Annotated in this window: 19 protein-coding genes and 1 other RNA gene; 12 read left to right on the forward strand and 8 right to left on the reverse strand. The window is 57.1% G+C overall.

Translation table 11 applies throughout. The annotated features are described in order from the left end of the window. Positions 1–28: 28 nt before the first annotated feature. The 7 genes from ABJZ52_RS08010 to tkt all read right to left on the reverse strand — a co-directional run bounded on the left by ABJZ52_RS08010 (position 29) and on the right by tkt (position 8,290). A complete protein-coding gene (locus tag ABJZ52_RS08010; RefSeq protein WP_348184645.1) occupies positions 29–1,105 on the reverse strand; it encodes a tetratricopeptide repeat protein in 1,077 nt (358 codons plus the stop codon). Positions 1,106–1,108: 3 nt separating this feature from the next. Beyond that, positions 1,109–1,795 carry a thiamine phosphate synthase gene (locus ABJZ52_RS08015; protein ID WP_348184794.1) on the reverse strand — a complete coding sequence of 229 codons (687 nt, stop codon included), beginning with the start codon at positions 1,793–1,795 and terminating at the stop codon, positions 1,109–1,111. Positions 1,796–1,888: 93 nt separating this feature from the next. After that, entirely contained in the window at positions 1,889–2,956 is a 1,068-nt protein-coding gene (gene fba / locus ABJZ52_RS08020) for a class II fructose-bisphosphate aldolase (RefSeq protein ID WP_348184647.1), read from the reverse strand. Positions 2,957–3,215: 259 nt separating this feature from the next. Continuing rightward, positions 3,216–4,409, reverse strand: a complete 1,194-nt coding sequence (locus tag ABJZ52_RS08025; protein WP_348184649.1) for a phosphoglycerate kinase — start codon at positions 4,407–4,409, stop codon at positions 3,216–3,218. Between the two features lie 18 nt (positions 4,410–4,427). Then, positions 4,428–5,051 carry a LysE family transporter gene (locus ABJZ52_RS08030; RefSeq protein WP_348184651.1) on the reverse strand — a complete coding sequence of 208 codons (624 nt, stop codon included), beginning with the start codon at positions 5,049–5,051 and terminating at the stop codon, positions 4,428–4,430. A gap of 94 nt (positions 5,052–5,145) precedes the next feature. After that, positions 5,146–6,156 carry a type I glyceraldehyde-3-phosphate dehydrogenase gene (gene gap / locus ABJZ52_RS08035; protein WP_348184653.1) on the reverse strand — a complete coding sequence of 337 codons (1,011 nt, stop codon included), beginning with the start codon at positions 6,154–6,156 and terminating at the stop codon, positions 5,146–5,148. Positions 6,157–6,301: 145 nt separating this feature from the next. Further along, positions 6,302–8,290: a transketolase gene (gene tkt / locus ABJZ52_RS08040; protein ID WP_348184655.1), complete on the reverse strand. Its 1,989-nt coding sequence runs from the start codon at positions 8,288–8,290 to the stop codon at positions 6,302–6,304. A gap of 462 nt (positions 8,291–8,752) precedes the next feature. Here tkt and ABJZ52_RS08045 point away from each other — a divergent pair, with 462 nt between their 5' ends. The 7 genes from ABJZ52_RS08045 to ABJZ52_RS08075 all read left to right on the forward strand — a co-directional run bounded on the left by ABJZ52_RS08045 (position 8,753) and on the right by ABJZ52_RS08075 (position 12,337). Continuing rightward, on the forward strand, positions 8,753–9,049 hold the full coding sequence (locus ABJZ52_RS08045) for a DUF4164 domain-containing protein (RefSeq protein WP_153771918.1): 297 nt from the start codon (positions 8,753–8,755) through the stop codon (positions 9,047–9,049). 6 nt (positions 9,050–9,055) lie between these two features. Beyond that, entirely contained in the window at positions 9,056–9,427 is a 372-nt protein-coding gene (locus ABJZ52_RS08050; RefSeq protein ID WP_153771919.1) for a cell division protein ZapA, read from the forward strand. A gap of 56 nt (positions 9,428–9,483) precedes the next feature. After that, positions 9,484–9,639, forward strand: a non-coding RNA gene (gene ssrS / locus ABJZ52_RS08055) — 6S RNA. 23 nt (positions 9,640–9,662) lie between these two features. Further along, positions 9,663–10,259 carry a 5-formyltetrahydrofolate cyclo-ligase gene (locus ABJZ52_RS08060; RefSeq protein WP_348184658.1) on the forward strand — a complete coding sequence of 199 codons (597 nt, stop codon included), beginning with the start codon at positions 9,663–9,665 and terminating at the stop codon, positions 10,257–10,259. After that, positions 10,256–11,080 (forward strand): TIGR00282 family metallophosphoesterase, encoded by an 825-nt coding sequence (locus ABJZ52_RS08065; RefSeq protein ID WP_348184660.1) that lies wholly within the window; start codon positions 10,256–10,258, stop codon positions 11,078–11,080. Before ABJZ52_RS08060 ends, ABJZ52_RS08065 begins: the two co-directional genes overlap by 4 nt. 119 nt (positions 11,081–11,199) lie before the next feature. Further along, positions 11,200–11,943 (forward strand): YebC/PmpR family DNA-binding transcriptional regulator, encoded by a 744-nt coding sequence (locus tag ABJZ52_RS08070; protein ID WP_348184662.1) that lies wholly within the window; start codon positions 11,200–11,202, stop codon positions 11,941–11,943. Positions 11,944–12,031: 88 nt separating this feature from the next. Beyond that, the gene (locus ABJZ52_RS08075; protein ID WP_348184664.1) at positions 12,032–12,337 is read left to right on the forward strand and encodes a MazG-like family protein; all 306 of its coding nucleotides are present in this window, start codon (positions 12,032–12,034) and stop codon (positions 12,335–12,337) included. 14 nt (positions 12,338–12,351) lie between these two features. On the opposite strand, the gene ABJZ52_RS08080 is transcribed toward ABJZ52_RS08075, so the two are convergent. After that, entirely contained in the window at positions 12,352–13,113 is a 762-nt protein-coding gene (locus tag ABJZ52_RS08080) for a sulfite exporter TauE/SafE family protein (RefSeq protein WP_348184666.1), read from the reverse strand. A gap of 102 nt (positions 13,114–13,215) precedes the next feature. On the opposite strand from ABJZ52_RS08080, the gene ruvC reads away from it, so the two are divergent. The 5 genes from ruvC to ABJZ52_RS08105 all read left to right on the forward strand — a co-directional run bounded on the left by ruvC (position 13,216) and on the right by ABJZ52_RS08105 (position 17,826). Then, a complete protein-coding gene (gene ruvC / locus ABJZ52_RS08085) occupies positions 13,216–13,731 on the forward strand; it encodes a crossover junction endodeoxyribonuclease RuvC (protein ID WP_348184668.1) in 516 nt (171 codons plus the stop codon). Continuing rightward, positions 13,728–14,345, forward strand: coding sequence for a Holliday junction branch migration protein RuvA (gene ruvA, locus ABJZ52_RS08090; protein ID WP_153771926.1), 618 nt, complete (start codon positions 13,728–13,730; stop codon positions 14,343–14,345). The genes ruvC and ruvA overlap by 4 nt, the downstream gene beginning before the upstream one ends. Continuing rightward, entirely contained in the window at positions 14,342–14,587 is a 246-nt protein-coding gene (locus ABJZ52_RS08095) for an endonuclease (RefSeq protein ID WP_348184671.1), read from the forward strand. The genes ruvA and ABJZ52_RS08095 overlap by 4 nt, the downstream gene beginning before the upstream one ends. Continuing rightward, entirely contained in the window at positions 14,577–15,617 is a 1,041-nt protein-coding gene (gene ruvB, locus ABJZ52_RS08100; protein ID WP_348184673.1) for a Holliday junction branch migration DNA helicase RuvB, read from the forward strand. Before ABJZ52_RS08095 ends, ruvB begins: the two co-directional genes overlap by 11 nt. 154 nt (positions 15,618–15,771) lie before the next feature. After that, a complete protein-coding gene (locus ABJZ52_RS08105) occupies positions 15,772–17,826 on the forward strand; it encodes a methyl-accepting chemotaxis protein (protein WP_348184675.1) in 2,055 nt (684 codons plus the stop codon). Positions 17,827–17,881 lie beyond the last annotated feature (55 nt).

Raw genomic sequence — 17,881 nt, forward strand, 5'->3', positions numbered from 1 at the left:
AGGAAAAAAGGCGAATTGCGTTACCGCGTCAGGGTGATTTCTGGCTGGGGTCTTCAACTTCTGGAATAAGCGTCGCGGAGAATTGCTCTGCTTTCTTGCGTGCCTGAAGGCGGGTCTCGTCGTCGAGACTTTCAACGAAGCCGTCCAGCTGAAAGTCTGAAACGCCTAGCGCGCGGGCGACATAATGCCAGCCGGCAGCTGTCACGGGGTCTAGTTCCCGGCCTCGGCCATAAGCGTATAATCTCGCAAGGCGGTTCATGGCAACCGGATTGCCGGCCGTTGCCGCGCGCTCAAACCAGTCGCCCGCCTCCTGCTCGTTCGGCTCTACGCCTTTGCCCTGAAAACGCAGTATGCCGTAGTAGATTTGAGCAGATGTGTGCCCGCGCCTTGCGGCTCGACCGAGCCAGAACGCCCCCTGACCGGCATCATTCACGCCGCTTAAGCCTTCCAGAAACGAGAGGCCGAGTGCGTACTGCGCGTCTGCATCGTTCAAAGAGGCAGCTTCCTTCAGAAGCTCACGCGCCTTGTCCTCGTCGTGAGGGCGACCCTCGCCTTCCTGATAGAGAAGTGCGAGATTATAGAGGGCAGACGGATTGCCAGACTCTGCCGCGATTTCAAAAAGATCTGCGGCCTTCTTTTTGTCTGTAGGGACACCCTTGCCGAGAAGATGGAACTGCGCAAGCTGCAGGGATGCTCCGGGGTCTCCCTGACCAGCAGCAAGCTCGTACCACTGGGCGGCCTTTACTGGATCCTGCCGAATGCCAAGTCCCGTTTCGTGTAGGACACCCATCAGCGTCTGGGCTGCCACATCGCCGGCTTCGGCAAGAGGTGTTGCTAGTGCAAGAGCTGTCAGGTACCAGCCGCGCTGAAATACACCATAGACAAACTCGGCATCCGGCGATGTTCCCTCGGGCAGCTTTGGCAGGGGCGTTTGTGTCGGCCCTTTGAGCGTTACTTCAGGCAGAGCGGTTGTAACAGTCTCAGTGGTGCTATTTGCTGCTGCTGTTTCCGGCGCTGTTTCTTGAGCCGTGGCAAGTCCTGCCCCAGCCACCAGAGCGGAGGCGCTCAGGATCAAGGCTTTCAAGATGACGGCTCGCGATTGCATGGATTAGTCCATGTCCTCAAACGGGTGATTTTCCAAAATGGCATTGGCTTCAGTGACTGCCGCTGCGGTTCCTTTTGCATGCTGCCAGATTGCGTCCTTCAAGGCCACGAAATCTGCGCCGGTTGTAGCCGCTTCTTCAACCGAAGCTATTGTGTTGCCACCAAGGGCGACGCAAGGCGTCTCGAAAAGCTGGGACCACCATTCAGCCTTTGAGAGCGTTTTGGGATGTGGCGATGCCTGTTCTTCAAGGTCAAGGCGACCGAGAAACAGGTAATCTATGCCGGTTTCCGCTGTTTCCATGTCCTCATGCTTCAATTTCGTTCCACCGGCGCCGACGATTTTCGCAGGCTGAAGACTTTCCACGGCGAGTTTCACGTCTTCCAGTGATGAATCAACATGGGCACCATCGGCCCCGCTGCGACCTGCGACCTGGGTGTCGCCGTAAATCAGTGCGGCTGCGCCGCCTGCCTGGATAATCGGTACAAGCGTCTCGGCGGCCGTTTGCAGCTCTTTGGAATTCGCATCGGGCATGTAGATCAGAACGGATGCGATGTCTCCGCCCTTGAACGCGTCGTCAAGCGACAAAGCGAGCGCAGCTGTGTCAAAAGATGGCGGTGTGATAACAAAGAGGCGCGGACGGTTCACGGGTGTTTCCGTTTCTTGATCTTGAGGGCAATTCCAACGTTCTATTGTCCCTAAAGACGGCGAAAGAGGGACGCAAGGCCCCTCTCTCTGAAAGTTCAAAAGATATCGGCAGGGCGTTTGCCCCGGTCTGGCTTCATATCAGCCGATTTTCGGGTCCAGGCTACCGCTCTTATACTTGGTTGCCATTTCAGCCAGCGTTGCGATCTTGCAGATCTTGGAGGCTTGTCCTGCCGTGTTGAAGTCTTCAAGACGAGAGACGCAGAGCTTCTCCATCGCTTCACGGGCTGGCTTCAGATACTTGCGCGGATCGAATTCGCCCGGGTTTTCGGACAAAATCTTGCGGATCTGGCCAGTCATGGCCATCCGGTTGTCCGTGTCGATATTGATCTTGCGAACGCCGTGCTTGATGCCGCGCTGGATTTCCTCGACCGGAACGCCCCAGGTTTGAGGCATCTCACCGCCGTATTGATTGATGATGTCCTGCAGGTCCTGTGGGACCGATGACGAGCCATGCATCACTAAGGGCGTATCGGGCAGGCGGCGGTGAATCTCTTCGATGACGTGCATTGCCAGAATGTCGCCATCGGGCTTGCGCGTGAACTTGTAGGCGCCGTGCGATGTGCCCATGGCAATTGCCAGTGCATCGACCTTGGTTTCCTGGACGAATTTCACCGCTTCATCCGGGTTGGTGAGAAGTTGGTCCTCGGTCAGCTTGCCTTCTGCGCCGTGGCCATCTTCCTTGTCACCCATGCCGGTTTCCAGTGAACCCAGCACTCCAAGTTCGCCCTCGACCGAGATGCCGCCCAGATGAGCCATATCAGTCACGGTCTTGGTGACACCGACATTGTAGTCCCAATCGCCTGGTGTCTTGCCGTCGGCTTCAAGGGAACCATCCATCATCACGGACGTGAACCCGGCCTGGATTGCGGTCATACAAGTTGCGGGTTCATTGCCGTGGTCGAGGTGAACACAGACCGGGATATGCGGGTAGATCTCGCAGACAGCGTCCATCATGTGCTTGAGCATGATGTCATGGGCGTAGGATCTCGCGCCGCGCGACGCCTGGATGATTACAGGTGCGTCGGTCTTGTCGGCTGCAGCCATGATGGCGAGAGCCTGTTCCATATTGTTGATGTTGAACGCGGGGACCCCGTAGTCGTGCTCAGCAGCATGGTCGAGCAGTTGGCGAAGGGTAATGCGAGCCATTTAATTCTCCCGTTGTCCAGCGCAGCAAATCCGAAAACGACGGGTCGAGATCGCCTGTCCATGTTTGCAACGCATCAAATTGATGTCGTTCTAACAAATACATCGGCTTTTGAAAGGCAGGTGGTAGGGAGCTAAATCGATTAAATTACAAATAGTTCCGTAATTTTCAGAACATTTTTAATTTGGCAGTCAAAATAATTATTGCAACAAGAAAATGCACTGCCCCGAAGAAAACGCGGGGCAGTGACAATTCATGTTTTTAGACTTCGAGAGCCTTCACGCCGGGAAGTTCCTTGCCTTCCAACCACTCGAGAAATGCGCCACCGGCGGTGGAAACATAGGAAAAGTCGTCTGCTGCGCCCGCATGGTTCAACGCGGCAACGGTGTCACCGCCGCCTGCTACCGAATTGAGCTCGCCGGATTTGGTGCGTTCTGCCGCGTGGCGTGCCGCTGCAACCGTTGCCTTGTCGAATGGTTCGATTTCAAAAGCACCGAGTGGGCCGTTCCAGACAAGCGTATTGGCGGCGTCGATTTTTTCGGCGACCTTGGCAATGGACGCTGAACCGACGTCGAGCATCATGGCGTCTGATGGAATTGCATCAAGAGTGACCGTCTCATTTTCGGCGCCGGCCTTGAATTCCCTTGCTACGACGGCATCAGCCGGAAGAACGATTTCACAATCGGATTTTTCTGCCGCTGCCATGATCCGGCGTGCCGTGTCTGCAAGGTCATGTTCGCACAGCGACTTGCCGACATTGATGCCATTGGCTGCCATGAAGGTATTGGCCATGCCGCCGCCGATCACCAGCATGTCGACTTTGCCAACCAGATTCTCGAGGAGATCAATCTTCGACGAGACCTTTGCGCCGCCAACGACCGCCAGAACCGGGCGCTTGGGCTCGCCGAGTGCAGAGCCGAGCGCCTCAAGTTCCGCCTGCATGGTCCGGCCGGCATAGGCCGGCAGCAGCTTTGCTATGCCTTCCGTGGAGCCATGAGCGCGGTGCGCGGCGGAGAAGGCATCATTGACGTAAATGTCACCCAGCTCAGCCAGGTCTTTGGCAAACGCGGGATCATTTTTCTCCTCGCCTGCGTGGAAGCGTGTGTTTTCGAGCAGGAGGACGTCGCCGTCGGACAGTTCCGCGATCGCGTCTTCCGCGGACTTGCCAATGCAGTCATCGGCAAAGTCGACGGGAGCGAGCAGAAGATCCGCAAGCGGCTGTGCCACCGGCTCGAGCGACATGTCCGCGACGCGTTGTCCTTTAGGTCGGCCGAAATGGGCGAGGAGAATGACCTTTGCGCCTTTTTCCGACAGCTCACGAATGGTCGGCAAAACGCGTTCAATACGTGTGGTGTCTGTGACCTTGCCATTGTCCATGGGCACGTTGAGATCAACGCGGACCAGTGCGCGCTTGCCGGAGATATGCGAAAGGTCGTCGAGTGTTTTGAAAGTCATGTGTCTTGAACCCACCAATCAAAGACGAGAAGAGCTAGTTGTCGCGGCAATCCCGATGCCGAACAACGTCAGAAGAATGCCGAAAGTGCGCTCCATCCAGAGTTTCATGCGCATGAAACTCTGCCGGACCGGAGCTAGCGTGAAGAACACCGTGACCAGCACAAACCAGATGAAAACACCGGACGCCATGATCACGCCGTAGCCGATCTGTGTCCAGAGTGGGGTCTCGGGTGAGGTCACCTGGAGAAAAACACTCATTGCAAACATCGTGGCCTTCGGGTTGGTCACATTCGTAAGGAAACCCCAGCGGAGTGCCTTCAGTGGCGGCATGCCTCCACTGCTTGTTTCAGCTGGTATTTCTCGCGCCGCGCCACGATACATGGTCACGCCGAGAAACACGAGGTAGGCCGCACCGATCAGTTTCAAGGCGTTGAAGAGAAAGATCGACTGCGACACCAACAGGCCGATGCCGGCAAGTGCGTATGTCACATGAACAGCCAAGGCCAGGCCGATGCCTAACGCGGTCATGATGCCGGCAAGCCGTCCTCCGACAAGAGAATTCCGCAAGACCACTGCAAAGTCGGGTCCCGGCACAATGGCGACGACGATCGTCAGGGAGATAACGGTCAGGAGTTCAAGCAAGCAGCTTTCCTTTCATTGACCTGGACAAAAAAGGCGGATGCGGAAGATCCGCACCCGCCTGTCATTTCGGAACGAGCGTTCATCCCATGGCAGCTTAGATAAGCTTTGCCATTGCTACCGCTGTGTCGGACATGCGGTTCGAGAAGCCCCACTCGTTGTCATACCAGGTCAGGATGCGGACAAAGGTTCCGTCCATGACCTTCGTCTGATCCATGTGGAAGATCGAGGAATGACTGTTGTGGTTGAAATCGACGGAAACAAGGGGCTCTTCGGTGAAGCCGAGGATACCCTTCAACTTGCCGTTGGCAGCTTCCTTGATAGCCGCGTTGATCTCTTCGACAGATGTTTCGCGCTTGGCAATGAAGTTAAGGTCGACAACCGAGACATTTGGGGTCGGGACGCGAATCGCGACTCCATCCAGCTTGCCGTTCAGTTCCGGTAGAACCAGGCCGACAGCCTTAGCTGCACCGGTCGACGTCGGGATCATCGACATGGCAGCAGCGCGAGCGCGGTAGAGATCCTTGTGCATGGTGTCCAGCGTTGGCTGATCGCCCGTGTACGAATGGATCGTTGTCATGAAGCCTTTTTCGATGCCCACGGTCTCGTTCAGGACATAGGCCACCGGCGACAGGCAGTTGGTGGTGCAGGACGCGTTGGAAACAACGAGATCATCTGCGGTCAGAGCGCTGTCGTTGACGCCGAATACGATGGTCTTGTCTGCACCGGAAGCTGGAGCGGAAACCAGAACACGCTTGGCACCTGCTTCAAGATGAGCTGATGCCTTTTCCTTGGCCGTGAAGATACCGGTGCATTCCATTGCGACATCGACGCCGAGTTCACCCCAAGGCAGGTCTTTGGGGTCGCGGATGGCTGTGACCTTGATAGGTTTGCCACCACCAACGGTGATGGTGTCACCATCGACCACGACTTCAGCCGGGAACCGGCCATGCACTGAGTCGTAGCGAAGCAGATGTGCGTTGGTTTCTACAGGTCCCAGATCGTTGATGCCGACAACTTCAATATCGGTCCGGCCGGATTCAACAATTGCGCGCAGAACGTTGCGTCCGATGCGGCCAAATCCGTTGATTGCTACCTTGGTAACCATATTCCACTCCCACATTTTTAACGCGCCTGATTAAGCGCCTGTGCGTTGGCCGCCACTTCGCGGCCGGAACGGAAAGCGCCCCTGTGGCGCGTTCCGGTTGGGCCGCTCGCGGGAAGGCGCGGGCGGCTCCAAAAGATCGTGTGCCTTAGGCGTCGAGCTTTGCCTTGGCTGCGGTCACAACGGCTTCCGCCGTGATGCCGAAGTGCTCGTAGAGTGCCTTGTAAGGACCGCTGGCGCCGAAGCTGGACATGCCGACAAAGGTTCCGTCGTTGCCGATGAAGCGGTCCCAGCCCATGCGGATACCCGCTTCCACTGCAATCTTGACCGGGCTGCCGCCGATGACTGATGCCTGATAGTCTTCTGATTGAGTTTCAAACAGCTCAAAGCAGGGAACCGATACGACGCGGGCGGCAATGTCGGCTTCTGTCAGCTGCGCATGAGCATCGGCTGCGATTTCGACTTCCGAACCAGAGGCGAAGATCGTCACCGCGGCTTCGTCTTCGCTATCGATCAGAACATAGGCGCCGCGTGCGCAGAGGTTTTCTTCCTCATAGGATTTGCGCTGGGCAACGAGGTTCTGACGGGTCAGGGCGAGAACGGAAGGCGTGTCATCGGCTTCCAGCGCCAGCTGCCAGCACTCTAGCGTTTCGGTGACATCTGCCGGGCGGAAGAACTGAAGATCCGGGATCGCACGCAGGGCGGCAAAGTGCTCAACCGGCTGGTGGGTCGGGCCATCTTCGCCAAGACCGATCGAATCATGGGTCATGACATGGATGACACGCTGTTTCATCAGCGCGGCGAGACGAAGCGACGGACGGCAATAGTCCGAGAAGATCAGGAAGCCGCCGGAGTAGGGGATCATGCCGCCATGAAGCGCCATGCCGTTCATGGCTGCAGCCATGCCGTGTTCGCGAATGCCCCAATGGATATACCGGCCGGAAAAATCATCTGGAGTAACTGGCAGTGTCTGCTTCGTCTTGGTGTTGTTGGAGCCCGTCAGATCGGCAGATCCGCCGATGGTTTCCGGGATCACTTCGTTGAGCACACCCAACACAGCTTCGGAGGCCTTACGCGTTGCCATGGTCGGCTTTTCTGCGGCGAGTTGCTTTTTGTAGTCTTGAACAGCAGCAGCAAAGCCAGCCGGCAGATCGCCGCGGTTGCGACGCTCGAACTCGGCGCGGGTTTCCCCGTCTTTCTCCGCGAAGCGCTTTTCCCAATCCTTGTGAGCCTGGGCGGAGCGAAGACCGGCGATACGCCAGGCATCGAGAATGTCGCTCGGGACTTCAAATGGTTCATGCGGCCAGTTGAGTGCTTCGCGTGTTGCGGCGACTTCATCTGTTCCGAGCGGCGCACCATGAACGCCGTTGGTTCCGGCCTTCTTCGGAGAGCCAAAGCCGATCGTGGTCTTGGCAGCGATCAGCGTCGGGCTGTCGCTGGACTGCGCCTGGCGAATCGCGCCGGCAATGGCTGCCGGGTCATGGCCATCGACCGAGATGGTGTTCCATCCGGACGCGCTGAAGCGGGCAACCTGATCCGTGCTGTCCGTGATGCTGACTGCGCCATCGATCGAGATGCCGTTGTCGTCCCAGATCACGATGAGTTTGTTCAGCTTCAGGTGACCTGCAAGTGACAGGGCTTCCTGACTGATGCCCTCCATGAGGCAGCCGTCACCAGCCAGCACATAGGTGAAGTGGTCGACGATATCCTTGCCGAAGCGGGATTCCTGAAGCTTTTCGGCAATGGCCATGCCAACAGCGTTGCCAAGTCCCTGCCCAAGCGGGCCGGTTGTGGTCTCGATGCCGGCGCCATGACCGAATTCCGGATGACCGGCTGTGCGTGCACCGATTTGGCGGAAGTTCTTGATCTCTTCTAGGCTGAAATCTTCGTAGCCGAGAAGATAGAGCAAGCTGTACAGAAGCATCGAACCATGACCAGCGGACAGCACGAAGCGGTCACGGTCGGCCCAGTTGGGGCTCGTAGGGTCAAACTTCAAAAACTCGGTAAAAAGAACAGTTGCGATATCGGCTGCGCCCATGGGCAGGCCGGGGTGGCCGGACTTGGCTTTTTCCACGGCATCGATGGCAAGGAAGCGGATCGCATTTGCCATGCGCTGATGTTTTTCAAGATCGGTCATTTTTGTCCCGTAGCTTGCGTCGGCGGCGCGCCGGATAAATTCAAAGCCCAAGGTGCGGACGATCAACCGTTTGCGTTTGCAAGCATTTCCCTCGCGTCTTGGCAAGAGAGCCGGTCAACTCAGTCCGAAAGGCGCCCGACAAATATCAGGAACCTTGCGCGAGTCAATAAAAGGGCGAAGCGGTGACCAGTCACAACAGATGTGAAATGCAGTTGAGGATTCTGCCATGGCTGCCATTGACGGGTCTAAGGCGCACTGCCTAATCTCCTGTGCGGCAATTTTCTGACCTCCTTCAGCTTGTAATGGGAACAGGATGTTGTTGTTGCTTGCTCGAAAGCAGCTTGAACAGACAGAGCTAACGCGACTGTCGAAACTGTGATCCTTTTCCGGAGATCGGATTGCAGCTGTATTGGACTGTTTGCTGTGCTGATTGTGCGGCCATGGGGGATGGGTGCGGGTTGAATGGCGGAACAGGACGGTCATAAACCGAAGGATGTCAGTGCTGCCTTGCAGCGTCTGACAAAGGCTGTCGGGAGTCTTGAGAGCTCGGTGGAACGCCGCATGCACGCCGATCGCTCCTTGAATGGCTTGCAGGAAGACCTGCAGCGCTTGAGTGAGGACCGCTCCCGCCTCGCAAACGACCTCGACAAGACGGAAGCGCGAGCCAACCGGCTCGAGGGCGCAAACAAGGATGTCTCTCGCCGGCTTGTTTCCGCAATGGAAACGATCCGAAGCGTGCTCGACACGCACGAGGGGTAGACTCAGATGGCGCAGATCAACGTGACCATCAACGGGCGCTCCTTTCGCATGGCTTGCGATGACGGCGAAGAGGATCGCCTGATCGGCCTTGCCGGACGGTTCGATGGCTGGATCAATGAGCTGCGCGGTGCCTTTGGTGAAATCGGCGATCAGCGGCTGACCGTGATGGCGGGTATCATGGCGACGGATCAGCTGGCAGAGCTGGAGCGCAAGGTCAGCCGTCTGGAAGCCGAACTTGAGAAAGAACGCGCCGGGCGCGAAACCGTCCTTGAGCAGCACAGCAGTGCTGAGACGAACGTGGCCCAGGCGATCGAAGACGCCGCGTCTCGTATCGAAGCGCTTGCACAGGGGCTGAGCAAAAGCCTTCGGTCCGAATAAGACGGAATCGATTGCTGCAGGGTGGAAAAAACTCGGTTGGACAGCTATATGCTGGTCTGCGGCTGCGCGATACGTCAGGAATCATATCCCCGGGGCCTTACGCATCCCTTCGGGAGCTGTCCCTGCTTCGGACCGTGGTCTGTTGCATACGGTGCCCACCTACACAGTAGGTTTCCCGGGATTGCAACTTCCAACGATCGTGCGGCCGTCTCGTTTTCTTAAAGTCCGGGTTGTCATGCCTCTCTCCGATCTCTCAAACGCAGAGAAGAAGCAAAAGCTTCGCCTTGAAGCTCTCGCGCGTCGTGCTGCCATGGACCCGATCACCAGGGTGGAGGCGTCATTCGCTCTTGCAGGTTATTGCGAGCAACTCGAGCTTCCCGATGGTGCGACTGTCGCGGGCTTCTGGCCGATCAGAGACGAAATCGATCCACGTCCCTTGCTTGATTCCTTGCGCGCGAAAGGACACCAGCTCTGCCTTCCCGTCGTTTCAGAGCCGCATCTTGTCTTTCGCGCATTTGGCCGCGAAACGGCGTTCGAACCCGCAGGGTTTGGGACGCAGGCCCCCGGACCTGAGGCGGAGGAAGTCAGGCCCGATGTGTTACTGATGCCTTTGGCTGCTTTCGATACATCGGGCAACCGCATCGGATACGGCAAAGGCCATTATGACACTGCGATCGCCGCGCTTGAAAAAACAGGCCCTCTTTTGTGTATTGGACTGGCCTTTTGCGCGCAGGAAATGAGCGATATACCTGCTGAACCGCATGACAAGCCTCTCGATGGTATTTTGACCGAAACGGGCTTTCGACGCTTTCAACACCTCGAGGCTTCATGAAACTGCTTTTTCTCGGCGATCTGGTCGGACGTACAGGGCGCACCATTGTCATCGATCAGTTGCCAGCGCTTGTTGAGGAACAACAACTCGATTTCGTCGTCGTGAATGGAGAGAATTCGGCCTCAGGCTTCGGGATTACTGAAGCCATCCTGCAGGATGTTCTGGATGCCGGTGCAGATGTGGTGACGACAGGCAATCATGTTTGGGATCAGCGGGATACGCTGGTCTACATCGAGCGGCAGGATAGGCTTCTGCGGCCGGTCAATTATCCGAAGGGTACGCCTGGGCGCGGGGCGCATCTCTATACGGCTCGCAATGGTGCGCAGGTGATGGTCGCCAACGTGATGGGGCGCGTTTACATGGACGCACTTGATGATCCCTTTGCCGCGATTGAGCGGGTCGTTAACGAATGTCCGCTTGGTGATGTCGCGGATGCCGTGATCATCGATGTTCATGCGGAAGCCACGAGTGAGAAACAGGCGATGGGCCACATGCTTGACGGTCGTGTCAGCCTCGTTGTGGGCACTCACACCCATGTTCCGACCGCGGATCATCAAATCCTGCCCGGTGGCACTGCCTATATGACCGATGCGGGCATGTGCGGCTGCTATGACAGCGTCCTGGGTATGGACAAGGAAGAGCCGGTCAATCGTTTCCAGCGCAAAATCCCTGGCAACCGGTTCACACCAGCAACCGGCGATGCAACGATTTCAGGGGTGGCGGTCGAGACTGATGACCGAACAGGCCTGGCGCTGCGCGTTGCACCAGTGCGCATCGGTGGGCACCTTGAGCCGGTACTTCCCGATTTCTGGGCGGCATAATTTTTGGCGACCAGGTGATGCGCTGGCCGTTTGGGCTGCAGTCGCTGGATTTTACCGGCGGCTTTGCCTATAAGCGGCGCAGATTTTAAAGACACATCCGCATAAAGCCGAGAAGAGCCATGGCAGGACATTCAAAATTCAAGAACATCATGCATCGCAAGGGGCGCCAGGATGCTGTGCGGTCCAAGATGTTTTCCAAGCTGTCCAAGGAAATCACCGTTGCCGCGAAGATGGGCGACCCGGATCCGGATGCGAACCCGCGTCTGCGATTGGCCGTCAACAACGCCAAGGCACAGTCCATGCCCAAGGACAACATTCAGCGTGCGATCAACAAGTCGCAAGCTGGTGATGCGGAGAGCTATGAAGAGATCCGCTACGAAGGTTATGGCCCGGCGGGCGTTGCTGTCGTTGTTGAAGCCCTGACGGATAACCGCAACCGTTCTGCGTCCAATGTTCGTTCCTATTTCACCAAATGTGGTGGCTCCCTGGGTGAAACCGGCTCGGTTTCGTTCATGTTCGACCGTGTTGGCGAAATCGTCTACAAGCCGGAAGCTGGCGAAGCGGATGCTGTGCTTGAAGCTGCCATTGAAGCTGGTGCGGAAGACGTGCAGTCGGATGAAAACGGGCACACAATCTACACCGCCTTTGAAGACCTGAACGAAGTCGGAAAGGCATTGGAAGATGCTTTGGGCGAAGCCGATTCCACCAAGATTATCTGGAAACCGCAGAACCTGACGCCGGTTGACGGGGACAAGGCCCAGACGCTGATGAAGCTGATCGACATGCTGGAAGACGACGACGACGTCCAGAATGTCTTCTCGAATTTCGACATCGATGATGAAACGATGGCCTCGCTGGCCTGATCAACGACTCATCAAGTTGGATGAAATAGCCCCGGCCTTGTGCCGGGGTTTTTGTGTGCCGGTCGGTGATTGGAATTGGGAAGCGGCGATGAGACACCGAATCTTTGAATTGACGCAGCTTGACGCTAAGACACTTCAGGAACGCTCGCTCAAGCTTTGTGAAGAGGCGGGAGAGTTGGCCCAGGCAGTTCTTTGCGCGACCGGGGCGCCGGGCTCAGCCTACAAGAATCTGAATGTTGATGATGTGCGCGAGGAGGCCGCCGACGCTGCAATTGTCGCGCTGAGCGTTCTGGCCCAGACCTGCGACAATGAGGCGATGTTCCAGGAGCAAATTGACAAGCTGTTCGCGCAGAAATGTGACAAGTGGCAGTCGGTTTTGAAGCGCAGTGGCTGACCGCCAATTCAGGCCTACCTAAGCCATGTATCGAGGGCAGGCATGCTGGTGATTGCTGCGATCGCAATCAGGGAATAGGCGATCAGACGGTAGTATTTCGGGTCCGCCTTGCCGAAGGTCTTCGAGCCTACGAAAAGCCCGAGCGCGTATGCGGGGATGCCTGCGAATAGGAAATGTCCGACCTCCAGCGTAAAGAAGCCGTTCAGCCAATAGGCCAGGATGGTGCCAATGCTCGCGAGGGCGAAGAAGACAATCAAATTGGCCCGGACGATTGCCGGCTCTTTGGCGCTTGAAAGCCAGAAGGCGACAACAGGTGGGCCAGAAACCTGACTGATCCCGCCCAGCACGCCGGCGACAGCGCCCACGCCAAATGAGACCGTACGGGTCGGCTTGCTGTGATAGCGCCATCCCGACACGAGGAGAGCCAGCAGACCGGCAACGATCGCAAAGATCACCCATCGCAGCATCAAGACATCACCGTTGGCCAGAAACCATGTTCCGGTATGAACGAAAATGACGGAGGCGACGACTGCGGGAATAACCGTGTTCCAGTCGCACATCCGGACTGCGCGGACGACCAATGGCATGGCAATCGCGAAGTCCAGGAACAGAAAGCCCGCTGCGGCTGTCGGCGGATAAACAATCGCGGTTGCCATTGGCATGAAGATCATGCCTGCTCCGAAACCTGCAAAGCCGCGCACTATTCCCGCAACAAAAAGAACGGCTCCCAAGAACATCAGCGTTCCGGGTGAAAATGAAGAGAATATGTCGAACATGAGCCTCTGAAACCGGCAAGGCATGGGAAAAGCGCTTAGATCACCTGCCTATCGGCCGGTTGAGCTGGCGTCAACGCGGAAGTTTTGTTACCGGTTTGTTCCATGACACATCCGATTCGAGTTCTCGGCATCGATCCGGGGTTGCGGCGCATGGGTTGGGGCGTGATCGAGGCGATCGGAAATCGATTGACCTTCATCGCTTCCGGCACGGTGACATCTAACAACAAGCAGGATCTGGCTGAACGTCTCGTTCAGCTGCATGATGGTTTGTCCCGGATTGTCGAGCTTCAGGCACCCATGGAAGCAGCAGTGGAGCTGACCTTCGTCAACAAGGACGCAGGGGCGACGCTGAAACTCGGTCAGGCACGCGGAGTTGCGCTTCTGGTTCCTGCCCTGGCGGGGCTCCGCGTGTCCGAATACGCGCCGAACCTGGTCAAGAAGACTGTTGTGGGCACCGGGCATGCAGAAAAAGATCAGATCCGGGCCATGGTGAAGGTGCTAATGCCCCGGGCGACCTTTGATACAGATGATGCGGCAGATGCGCTGGCGATTGCGATCTGCCATGCTCACCACCGCGGTTCGACAACTGGAAGACTGGCACGGGCGGGCGCTGCATGATCGGAAAACTCAAGGGTACCATTGACAGCTATGGTGAGGACTATGTGATCCTCGATGTCCATGGTGTCGGCTATCAGGTGCATTGCCCCTCTCGGATCCTTCAGACCTTGCCGCGTGCGGGGGAAGCGGCAGTTCTGGCGATTGAGACCTATGTTCGCGAGGACATGATCAAGCTTTATGGCTTCTCTGACGATGCGGAACGGGAATGGTTTCGTCTCTTGATGACGGTTCAGGGCGTGGGCGCGAAAGTGGCGCTGGCGATCCTCGGCATTCTCAAGGCCAGCGAAGTTGCCAATGCGATTGCGCTTGGCGACAAGGCGACGATCTCGCGCGCACCCGGGGTCGGCAAGCGCGTTGCTGAGCGAATTCTCGCAGAATTGAAGGATAAGGCGCCGAGCTTCGCCTCGGTGGATGCCGAGACAATTGCGGTCTCGCAGACCGTCAACGAAGACATTGCCGCAAGGCCAGTGGCCGAAGCCGTATCGGCTTTGACCAACCTTGGATATGGACAACCGCAGGCCAGTGCCGCGGTGGCAAAAGCCATGCAATCAGCAGGTGAGGACGCTTCCACGGAGACGCTGATCCGTCTCGGCCTGAAGGAACTCGCGCAATGACCGCCATCATTTTCATTTTGATTGCAATAGCCTTCTTCGTGCTCGGTATGGGGGGGATCATGTATATTGATCACAAGTTCGCTCTCGCCGTCGACGGACGGACCTATTCCATGAAGGGGCGCAAGATTGACACTGAAGACCCTTACGTGCGTCGCCAGTTCAGGAAGTTCTACGCCATTCGCGTTGTCTACTCGATCTGCCTTTTGGCGCTCCTGATCGCGGTGGTCAGTCATGTCGGATGATCAGCGCCTCGTGACGCCGGAGATCCGCGGCGATGAAATCGACAGCACGATGCGGCCGCAGGCTCTCGATGATTTCGTGGGGCAGGCCCAGGCACGTGCCAACCTGAAGATTTTCATCGAGGCGGCCAAGGCGCGCAGTGAAGCGCTTGACCACGTGCTCTTTGTTGGCCCTCCTGGCCTCGGCAAGACGACCCTGGCCCAGATCATGGCGCGGGAGCTTGGCGTGAATTTTCGCGCAACTTCAGGGCCGGTGATTGCGAAGGCTGGCGATCTGGCGGCGCTTCTGACCAACCTTGAAGAACGGGATGTTCTTTTCATTGATGAAATCCACCGCCTCAACCCGGCGGTGGAGGAAGTACTTTATCCGGCGATGGAAGACTACCAGCTGGATTTGATCATTGGCGAAGGGCCTGCCGCCCGATCGGTCAAGATCGACCTGGCGAAGTTCACCCTGGTTGCTGCCACGACGCGGCTCGGCTTGCTGACAACGCCATTGCGCGACCGCTTCGGCATTCCTGTCCGATTGCAGTTCTATACGGTTCCGGAGCTGGAGCACATCGTCAATCGCGGGGCGCGCATCCTTGGGGTCGGCATGACTGAAGACGGGGCGCATGAGATTGCAAAGCGCTCCCGCGGAACGCCGCGCATTGCCGGCCGCCTGCTCCGCCGCGTGCGTGATTTTGCTGTGGTCGCTGGCGATGAAAACGTGGATCAGGCGCTGGCGGACAAGGCCTTGTCACAGCTTGAGGTCGACAACGCCGGTCTCGACAGTCTTGATCGCAGGTATCTCAGCCAGATCGCCATGAACTTCGGCGGTGGCCCTGTTGGCATCGAGACCATCGCTGCCGCCCTCTCGGAGCCGCGCGATGCAATTGAAGAGATTGTGGAACCTTATCTGATCCAGAATGGCTTTTTGCAGAGGACACCGCGAGGTCGCGTTCTGACGCCTCAGGCTTTTCAGCATCTTGGTCTTGCTGTTCCCAAGAGACCCGATGCACCACAACTCGGTTTATTCGCTGAACCCGAGTAGAGTTCAGTCGATTTATTTTTAAGTATTTCTGCCAACGTTAAATCTTTTTTGGTGAAAGTCAGTTGAATATCCCTCCAAGTTTTTGGGGGGTGTAATGATTCGTAAGCGTCTATCGACAAAGCTTGCTTTGATGTTTTTTGCTGGAACGTTGACAATGTGTGTTGCCATTGTCGCAGTAACGTCAAATCTTGCCAGCGGGGTCGCCAATTCTCAGGCTGATACCGCGCTCAACAGTGCCACTCTCGGAAAACGCAAGACGCTTGAGCTTGCTTTGGAACAGGTGACAGACAGCACACGCTTTTTCGTGTCTCTGACCGAGGCCAAAGACAGTCTGATGAAAATGACTGTTGGCTGGAAAAACCTGAAAGAAGGTCAGTCGGAAACCCTCCGCAAGATCTTTGTCGAGGACAATCCGCACCCCGCCGACAAGCGTCATCTGCTGATCGAGCCGGATGCCAAGAACTACTACGTGAACAATCACAAGATCATTCACGCAGCCTATGCCGAGCTTGTTGGTCAGGGTCTGTTTTCAGGGGTGGCCATCGCAGATCCTGATGGAAACATTACGTATTCCTTCAACAAGGGCGACGAATTCGCACGCCATGTTGATGATGCCCAGCTTTCGGAAAACCCTTTCGCAGCAGCATTGGGGCCCGTGGTGGTGGCGAATACGGCTGGCACTTTGAAAGCCGGAGAGGTGTTCCCGTCGGGCTTCATAACCGGCGCTGACGGCAAGGTCAGTCTCGTTCTCGCGGCCCCTGTGTTTTATCTGGATCGCTTCTTTGGCGCTGTTGGCCTTGAGGTCGATATGGCGCGATTTGCATCCTTCCTCAATGACAGCAGTGGTCTGGGCAGCAGCGAAAGCATCATGCTCGTGGACTCCAAAGGCACACTTGTCGAAGTTGGAGACAATGGACTTGCTGAGCGCACCTTTGAGCTTTCTGCCATCCAGTCGGGTGCGGGCATGCTCTCCATTGATGGCGTCGCTTATCGCTTCTCTCGCGCTGACAGCATGGTGCAGGACAAGCCGTTCGGCGTGATCGAGGCTGTCGCGCAAACGGAGCTATCTGCTGCAGCGAACAAGATCACTCTTGGAGCGATCATCTCCGGTGTTCTTTGCATGTTGCCGATTGTCGGCATTGTCTGGTGGCTGACGGTTCGCATGTTTGCGCCGCTCAACACGCTGTCTGGTGCCGCGCGCAAAATCGCTGATGGCGACCTCGAAGTTGCTGTGGACGCAACCGAGCGCTCCGACGAGATCGGTGAAATGGCGCGCTGTATCGCGATCTTCAAGGAAAACTCGATCGAGCGCGAACGGCTGGCATCTGAACGCAAAGTTGGCCATATCGCGCGAGAAAAGCGTGAGAACCAGATTGACGGGCTGATCAATGCCTTCCGGACCGAAGCGCAAAGTGTCTTGTCTTCGGTTGAAGAGAATATTTTCCGTGTCGAGGAGCTGTCAACGACGCTCAGCGGTCGGTCCGCATCCGCGGCCGGACGCAGTTCTCAGGCGGTGGGCGATTCTGAAAACGCATCGGCAAACGTGCAGGCGGTCGCCTCTGCGACAGAAGAGCTGAATGCGTCCATCTCCGAGATTTCCCGTCAGGTCGCAACGACCGCGGAGATCGTCGGCCAGACGACCTCCAACGCGCAGTCTTCCAACCAGAAGATTGCAGGATTGGCGGAAGCAGCCAACCGGATCGGGGATGTCGTGTCCCTGATCTCCGAGATTGCCGAGCAGACAAACCTTCTTGCGCTCAACGCGACCATCGAGGCCGCGCGCGCAGGAGAAGCAGGCCGTGGCTTTGCCGTCGTTGCTTCCGAGGTGAAGTCGCTCGCAGGACAGACGGCCAAGGCAACAGAAGAAATTTCGACCCAGATCGCGGCGATCCAGGCCTCTACCTCGGATGCGGTTGGTGAAATTGCGCTGGTGTCGAACTCGATGGATGAGGTCAACAATTATACCGCGACCATCGCAGACGCCGTTCAACAGCAGGGCGCGGCCACCAACGAGATTTCGCGAAATGTGGCCCAGGCTGCTGAAGGTACGTTGAATGTGTCGTCGGCGGTCGCCTCTCTTAGTGAGGATGTTGCCGAAAACTCCACGTCAGCTGACCACATGCGCGAAGCAACACTGGAAATGAAGCGGCAGGCTGAAAACCTGAGGGCCTCGGTCGAGCGTTTCCTTTCGGAGGTGGCTGCTGCCTGACTTTCGAGACCGTGTAAATCAACTGACGGCCCGGCAACAATTGTCTTGTTGCCGG

The sequence above is a fragment of the Roseibium sp. genome (assembly GCF_039982295.1).
GTDB lineage: Bacteria > Pseudomonadota > Alphaproteobacteria > Rhizobiales > Stappiaceae > Roseibium.